This is a genomic window from Candidatus Aegiribacteria sp. (genome assembly GCA_021108005.1).
GTDB lineage: Bacteria > Fermentibacterota > Fermentibacteria > Fermentibacterales > JCC-6 > Aegiribacteria.
The window spans coordinates 88215-95602 of record JAIORS010000013.1 but is presented as its reverse complement, the minus strand read 5'-3'; the positions used below and the strand labels follow the sequence as shown (position 1 = coordinate 95602).

Sequence of the window (7388 nt, the reverse complement as noted above, 5' to 3'; positions counted from 1 at the left end):
CGGACAGAGCACAGGTTATCGAGATGGACGAATCTTCCGATACTGAAAGAACATCTGTATGTGAAAGAACGGTTGAAACGGTACCGGCAACAATACTGCACGATGCTGTTCCTTCAGAGGGTAATCCTGAATGTCTGACCGATGGTTCTATTGAAGTACGCTACAGGCCATCTTCCGGAGCTGACGCTGTTGTCATCGACCTTGGTGAGGAATGCACTGTAACTTCAGTTATTTCTGAGAGAATATCAGATACTTCTCTTGATGTAAGTTCGCTTACGGATGAATCCGTTCTTAATGTTGAGACTGTTCCGTTAATTGAACCTTCTCTGTTAATAGAAGTAGCCGGTTCTGACAGGGATTTCTATCCATTTGCCACAGAATCACGCAGCGGTACAGATGATGTTCGTTACGTAAGAGTATGCGGAGCTTCGGGTCTTTCAGAGGTCAGTGTTTACGGCAGCAGAAGCACTGATTCAGGGGTTTTATCTACTGAGATCACCCGCAGTGTTGAAAACGAAGGCTGGATGTTCGCCATTCCAGTTGTTGAATACTCCGAAGAAGCTTCGGTGAAGATCTACGATATTTCCGGCCGCATGATCTGGAGCGGTCATGCTGAATCGGGAAGTGTTCTTCACTGGGACGGTTTTACCGATAACGGAACAGCTGTTCCCAACGGCGTATACCTTCTTCAGTGCAGCATCGGTTCCGAAGTCAGCACCGGGAGCTTTGTTGTGAGGGGGAATTAATTAGTAGAGTCGTTAAAAGCCCCGCCTTCTTAAAGGGAGGCGGGGTTTCAATGGTGATTATTTCGACGAGAGATTGAAAACCCCATCCCATTTATCCGGATCATCAGCGTACTCTTCGATCATTTGTCCGCATCTTTGCGCCATTATCATCGATGTCGGATCTCCTTCGGAAGAGAACTTCTCTGCGGCGGCTCTGAAATCACCTTTTCTGTAAAGATCCAGAGCGCTTGAATACTCGCGGAGAAGTGTTTCTAGTTCATCCGTTATTTCATCGCGACGGCATTTCAGTTCGTACACCTTTACCGGTATCTGCTGACCGACAACGCGGATCGTATCCAGTTCGCGGAAAACGAATTGATTTTGGGCATTCTTGAAAGTATCTTCGGGAACCATTATGGAGGTATCGTAAACCTTATTGGCACCCTCAAGCCTTGAGCCAAGGTTGACTGTACTTCCAATGGCGGTGTAGTCGAATCGTTTTGATGAACCCATGTTGCCTACAACCATGTCACCGGTTGAAAGACCTATTCTCGTGAATATTTCAGGGTAGCCCTCCAGCATTAACTGTCGGTTCATCTCAACATGGGCTTCATGGCATCTGAGAGCTGCTGAGCACGCTCTGACTGCGTGATCTTCCAGTGGCAGAGGGGCACCCCAGAATGCGATAATGGCATCACCTTCGAATTTGTCTACAGTGCCGCCTGTTTCCAGTATAATATCGGTCATGATCGTAAGGTAACGGTTAAGAAGTGATACAAGATCTTCAGGTGTAAGCTTTTCCGAAAACCCGGTGAATCCTCTGATATCGGAGAAAAAGGAAGTCATGGAGCAATAGGAAAGTTGATCTAGTGGAATTTCCACAATTCCACAACCTGTTCACAAAGCAGTCCAATCGTCGCAATAAACCTCCGATTCCAGACTGAAACTGACCATACGATGTGAAACACCCGCAGTCAAAGATCGTTGCCGATAGATATGCACTGGAGACTCAACATACGGATGTACGTCCCCACTGAAGTCGGATCCATGAGTTATTACCCAACCTCTATTTCAGGAACATCGTCCTGCCATGGAATGTAATCCGCACTGGGTTCACATACCAGTTCCAGTGGCTCTGGAGGGGGTCTTGGGTCTTCCCAGAGATAAAGTGTTTCAGGATGCGTCTGATGACAAACGGTTGCTCTATGAAAGAGATGACCTTCATCTGTCCCCCGCACTTCAGACACTTCAATACATCAATGTCCCATACCTTCTTGAGAAGAGCAACCCACATCTGTCTTCTGCGGCGGGAGCATGTGGAACGATCACAGGAAGATGCAGATTTCTCTTCGGTTGCTGCTGCAGGTAAGATATCCTGGTGACGTTCACGGCCACGCCATGCCTGGCTGTAGGACCCGTAATAGATAACCTGCTTGGCTCCCTTCCTTGGGACATGAGATGTTATCCGTGCTATCCATACCAGGGGATCTGAAACATTGAAGTTCCTGGCAAGAGTGGGGTGAAAATGCTCTCCCCTGTAAAGTACAGTGTCCGAACCTTCGTTGAAGCTCATCCTCTCAAGGGAGAATGGTGCCCTTGATATGTTATTCGCTCAGGGTCTTACGACCATCGGCATCACAGGCTTTAATGGGCTTGCCGCAGTGAACGCTGAAGCCGCTGCGCTTCCAAGAACGCATGTTCGTTGCAAGCTCCTCTGAGATAATTGACCTGGAATTGAGGGATATTGATATTCAACAGGCATCCTGTGGTTTATTGCAGAAGTAAATAGGAAACCTGTGTGTGCTTTTAATCAAAAATATTTGAGAATTCAAAGGATTTTGTATATTCTCTGCTTCTGATTTAAATCAAGGGGGGATCGTGGTTTATTTTCTTGTGTTTTTGTATTTGATTTCTGTAAATGATGGTGAAGTGTGTGCTGTTTCAGATTTGCCAGGCAACATGGATTTTGAGACAGAGTGTGCTGACTCTCTGCTGTTCAACTGGGTCTGTAACGAGGCCGGCTTTGAGTTTGTTTATGATTCCACGGTATTCCGAAGCGGTTCCCGGTCGGGCAGACTTGATTTTGTTGAGCCTGGTGAATACATGGGAAACCTTTTAAAAAAGATTCCCTTTTCTTATCAGGGAGAGGAAATTGTTTTTTCCGGCTATTTCAGGAAATCTCTTCTTGATGAAGAAAGCTCTTCAGGATTTTACATGCTTCTCCAGGATTCCCTGGGAAATTATCTTGAGTACAATTACACTGCGATTGAGGATTCAGCCGATATTTCGGAATGGCAGCGTTTTGAAATAGCAGTGAGAAACTGTAACTTTGCCGATTCCCTTTCTTTTGGTGTGTATCACATTGGACCCGGCAGCATCTGGATCGATGATTTTGAGTTATCTGTAGACGGTAAGCCCATTACTGAGGCTCTTAGCCGTCCTGAGTCTGCTGTACTTGCTGATAATGAGTATGATGCCGGTTCGGGAATTGTAATCGGTGAGGTGAGCCCTTTCCAGCTGGAGTCGCTTGCACAACTGGGTAAGGTATGGGTATTTCTGAAGTACCACCATCCTCATATCTGTCGCGGGGAAGTAAACTGGGATTACGAGCTGTTCAGGACGATGCCCAGTGTTCTTCAGGCTTCAACTTTCGAGGAACGGGAGCAGGCACTGCTTGGGTTGCTTGACGATCTTTCACCGATTGAGCCCCATGAATGCGTTGATATCAACCCGGATGAAGTTCGCCTCGCCACAGACCTGTCCTGGATTGATCACTCAGAGCTGGGCGTTACTCTTGCCTCAGCCCTTGAGACCGTATACACCGGAAGGCATCAGGGCTCCAGCTTCTATGTGCGATTCACTTCGCTTCCTTCCTTTTTTGAGGAAAGCTATAAGGATATGGCTATGCCTGACACAGGTTTCCGGCTCCTTGCATTGTATCGGTACTGGGGAATGATCGAGTACTATTTTCCCTACAGGTATGCAACAAACAATATCTGGTCGGATCAGATCAGGATAAGTCTTCCTTCCTTCATCGCTGCAGGAAGTCCTCTTGAGTATCAACTGGCAGTGCAGCAGCTTTTCGTTTCATTAGGAGATTCCCATGCCAGCCTTCTAGTCGAACCTGAAGCTTTTGCAGGGTTTCTGGGTGAATACGCAACCCCCCTGCACCTTTACCATATTGATGGCAGCTGGGTGGTGGACGGCTATACTCATCCTTCCGCCGAGGAATCACCTGTTCGGGTCGGTGATGTTATCCTGTCCTGTGACAGAATACCACTCTCCGAAATAGCCGGGAAACTGAGGCCGTATGCACACGGCTCCAACGAGGGATCGCTGCTAAACATAATGGGACGATACCTGCTTCGCGGCAACACAAATTCCACGCTGCTTGAGATATCCCGTGGTAATCAGATCACTGAAGTGACAATGACAAGGGTTCCTGTGGAGGAGATAGACAGAAAATATTGTGAGGTCCCTGCCACAGGCGAAACCGCATATTCCATCATGGATGAAAACATCAGCTATGTTCATCTCGGTACTCTGTTGCGTTCTGATGTTCCCGGTTTGAAAGAAGCTTTTCGAGAGACCTGCGGGCTGGTACTGGATCTAAGAAACTATCCTTGCGACATGCCTCTTTTCGATGTGGCCAGCTACATTATTCCCGAACCGACACCTTTTGTACTGTTTTCAAGATGTGATTCCGACAATCCGGGTTCTTTTTACTGGGACGAACCGGGCATTGCCGGTGGAGGTGATCCAGATCCATATACCGGTAGAGTAGCTGTGATTGTAGATGAGGGCACAGCAAGCTGCGGTGAGTTTCATGCAATGGCATGGAGACTTGCTCCTGAGGCCAGGGTGTTCGGTCACGCCACATGCGGAGCTGACGGAAATATCGTTAATTTTTATCTCCCCGGGGGAATGTACAGCAGATTCACCGGACTCGGGGTTTATAACCCCGACAGCACTGAAACCCAGAGGGTTGGAATCATTCCCGATGTGTTTGTGAATCCAACAGTATCCGGTCTTCAGGCCGGTCGTGACGAATTGCTTGAAACCGCTGTGAAGTGGGTTCTCTCTACTGATTAATCGGCTATCAGTCAGCAGGTGTCAGTGATCAGGGCATGCACATGAGGATTCCAGTTGGCCATTCCCCCGAAGGTCTTCCGCGTCCCAGGCAGTCCGGCAAGACAACATTTGTTCAGATGACTTTCCCGGAGAAGGCCTATAGTGTCCTTCAGTATCCGGACGTGCGTCGCATGGCCGCCGAAGATCCACGCAGTTTCTTTGCGGAATGCCCCGATGGCGGTATAATCGATGAAGTACAGCGAGTGCCTGATCTATTGTCCTACATATGTTGATATGAGTTAAACATATTTTGGAGGTGTAATTCATAATGAAGAAAACATTTTTGACAGTCTTCATTCTGGTCATATTCACAAGCATTGCGATTGCTAACCAGGATACGCTCTACCCGACTGATGACGCCGATGTGTGGCAGGACACGCCCGGTACTAATAGAGGCTCTGAACAAAATTTCCAGGTTGGTTGTATTTCATCCGGGTATTGGAGAAATTCTCTAATAAAATTCGACCTGTCGCCGTATTCAGGGGCGACTATCAATAACGCTACTATACGGTTAATGGTTTTTACCTCATGGGGTGATTTCCCGACGGATGAAATCAATATTTCCCGGAACAACGCTGATTGGGACGAGTTGACTGTAACCTGGAATAACAAACCTGGTTTTGCTGAGTATGTCCCCATAACTGCACCATCAATCCTTTTTGAATGGTGGGAAATCGATGTAACGGGTTGGGTTCAGGATATTGTGGATGGGACTGATCCTAATTACGGCTTTCAAATATATCAGGACGATACAGACTATGCGGGATTTTCTATGAGAACGAAGGAGGGTACGGTTGATCCGGAGCTGGTGTTGGAGTATGTACCGTCTTCCCTTGAATCCACAACTTTCGGCAGGATAAAGTCTCTATTTAATTAGTGATGTCTTCTACGTCTGGAGTATGAGGAACGGTCTTTCATCGATGCCGTTTGGAAGTTCGATGGAATCAGCATCCCATACATCTGCAGAACACGAAGAGCCAGCAGTATTCCAATGCTTCAGCAGGTCACCCGCGATCGGCGGATACTCAATCTGGCACCAGGAGGTGGATACAGTTATCAGAAAAAACAGAATCAATGTTGTTTTCATGCAATTTTATCCCAAGAATCAGTAGACTTTTCTGCTGTGTCCCCGTGCTACCAGTCGAAGTATTCCAGAGTGGGAGTATGTTCGTCGTCCGGAATGAGCTGCTCCCCGTTGCCTCCGGATGCGTCTATCAGAATCAGTCGGTGGTCCATTCCAATCAGATATTCCGCAGGATTCAAGATGAAGCCCATCCTCAGAAATAGAATGCTGGCTCCGTCCCGGGAGAACACGGGAAGCCCTGCGGCATACTCCACATTTGTCAATTCCTCAATATTTCCATTGAGATCAACACTTCGTACATTCCAGGGAATAAACTCGTCCCATGAGGATGCAAAGACTTCGGGATCAGTCATTTCGATCCAGAGCCTTGATCCGGCATAGTGGCTGAAGACTATACTCCTGCTGTCAGGACTCCAACTTGGGTCATGATCCGACTCACATCCAACTGTTGATGTCAGTCTATTTTGCCCGGTTCCATCGGCGTTCATGACGAAGATCTCCTCACGAGCAGACTGCTGACTATCTCGATTTGACTTGAAGGTGATCATAGAGCCGTCAGGTGACCATTCAGGATCGTTATCCTCCCATACCGAAGTAGTGAGCTGCGTCAGATCTGTACCATCCGTCTTTATCGTGTAAATATCAGCAGCTCCAGCAGGGGCTCCAAACTCGTTCCTGAATGAACCGAAAACAAGTAAGCTGTCTCCTGGTCCCCAGTCGGGGTGCGCATCGATTACTCCGTTGTTGGTCAGGCGCGTGACTCCCCCACCGGATATATCGGCAGTATAGAGTTCCCATGTAAGTTGATTGTTTTCCTGGCCTGCCTGATAAGCTATCATTGTCCCGTCACGGGAAAGTGCTGGATTATTCTCGTGCAGGGAATTGTGGGTTAGTCGTGTGATCTCACCACTCTTATTCAATACGTAGAGCTCTCCCTCCTGTGAATCCGCTTTGGACATGAAAACTATCACGTCATTGGGTTGCTGGAACCAGGATTCAAGTGGATCGGAGGGTCCTGTCGAATCTTCACCGCAGCCGATCAGTAAAAGAAGATAAACATGTATAAGTATCAGCAGCCGCTTAGTCATAGAATACTCCCCGTCCATATTGTTCATCAATGAGTATCAGTGACCGATAACTGATACTGATCCGGGAAAGCCTTATGATTCAGCGACTGCTGCCGGATTACCTGGAACAAAAAGCTTTATTGAAATCACCCCGTACAGGATTTGAATGTGTTTCCTCGAATTTGATTCCGGCTGTTTCAATAGTAGGAAAGTGGATTTTCCGCAATCTCTTGATTTGCTTGCAAAGCAGTACAATCGTCGCAATAAACCTCCGATTCCTTCCTGAAACTGACCATACCACCTGAGAAACCGCCAGTCAAAGATCGTTGTCGGCAGATATGCACTGGAGACTCAGCATACGGATGTAAGTCCCCACTGAAG

The 7388-nt window shown here is 47.6% G+C and carries 8 protein-coding genes; 4 read left to right on the top strand and 4 right to left on the bottom strand.

Annotation, left to right across the window (positions count from 1 at the left end; translation table 11 throughout):
- A partial coding sequence (locus tag K8S15_01110) for a hypothetical protein (protein MCD4774632.1) occupies window positions 1-746 on the top strand: 746 nt, incomplete at its 5' end.
- Window positions 747-803: 57 nt separating this feature from the next.
- On the opposite strand, the gene K8S15_01105 is transcribed toward K8S15_01110, so the two are convergent.
- Together K8S15_01105 and K8S15_01100 are read right to left on the bottom strand one after the other, a co-directional pair.
- Window positions 804-1607 (bottom strand): adenylate/guanylate cyclase domain-containing protein, encoded by an 804-nt coding sequence (locus K8S15_01105; protein ID MCD4774631.1) that lies wholly within the window; start codon window positions 1605-1607, stop codon window positions 804-806.
- 184 nt (window positions 1608-1791) lie between these two features.
- A complete protein-coding gene (locus K8S15_01100; GenBank protein ID MCD4774630.1) occupies window positions 1792-2298 on the bottom strand; it encodes a hypothetical protein in 507 nt (168 codons plus the stop codon).
- A 305-nt stretch (window positions 2299-2603) separates the two neighbouring features.
- On the opposite strand from K8S15_01100, the gene K8S15_01095 reads away from it, so the two are divergent.
- From K8S15_01095 to K8S15_01085, 3 genes are read left to right on the top strand one after another with little or no spacing between them, the layout of a single operon-like run.
- Complete coding sequence (locus K8S15_01095) at window positions 2604-4817, top strand: hypothetical protein (protein MCD4774629.1); 2214 nt, start codon at window positions 2604-2606, stop codon at window positions 4815-4817.
- Window positions 4818-4858: 41 nt separating this feature from the next.
- Entirely contained in the window at window positions 4859-5089 is a 231-nt protein-coding gene (locus K8S15_01090) for a hypothetical protein (GenBank protein ID MCD4774628.1), read from the top strand.
- Window positions 5090-5124: 35 nt separating this feature from the next.
- A complete protein-coding gene (locus K8S15_01085; GenBank protein ID MCD4774627.1) occupies window positions 5125-5733 on the top strand; it encodes a DNRLRE domain-containing protein in 609 nt (202 codons plus the stop codon).
- A gap of 9 nt (window positions 5734-5742) precedes the next feature.
- Here the strand turns inward: K8S15_01085 and K8S15_01080 are convergent, their stop codons facing one another.
- On the bottom strand, window positions 5743-5943 hold the full coding sequence (locus tag K8S15_01080) for a hypothetical protein (protein ID MCD4774626.1): 201 nt from the start codon (window positions 5941-5943) through the stop codon (window positions 5743-5745).
- Window positions 5944-5990: 47 nt separating this feature from the next.
- On the bottom strand, window positions 5991-7028 hold the full coding sequence (locus K8S15_01075) for a hypothetical protein (protein ID MCD4774625.1): 1038 nt from the start codon (window positions 7026-7028) through the stop codon (window positions 5991-5993).
- Window positions 7029-7388: the final 360 nt, after the last annotated feature.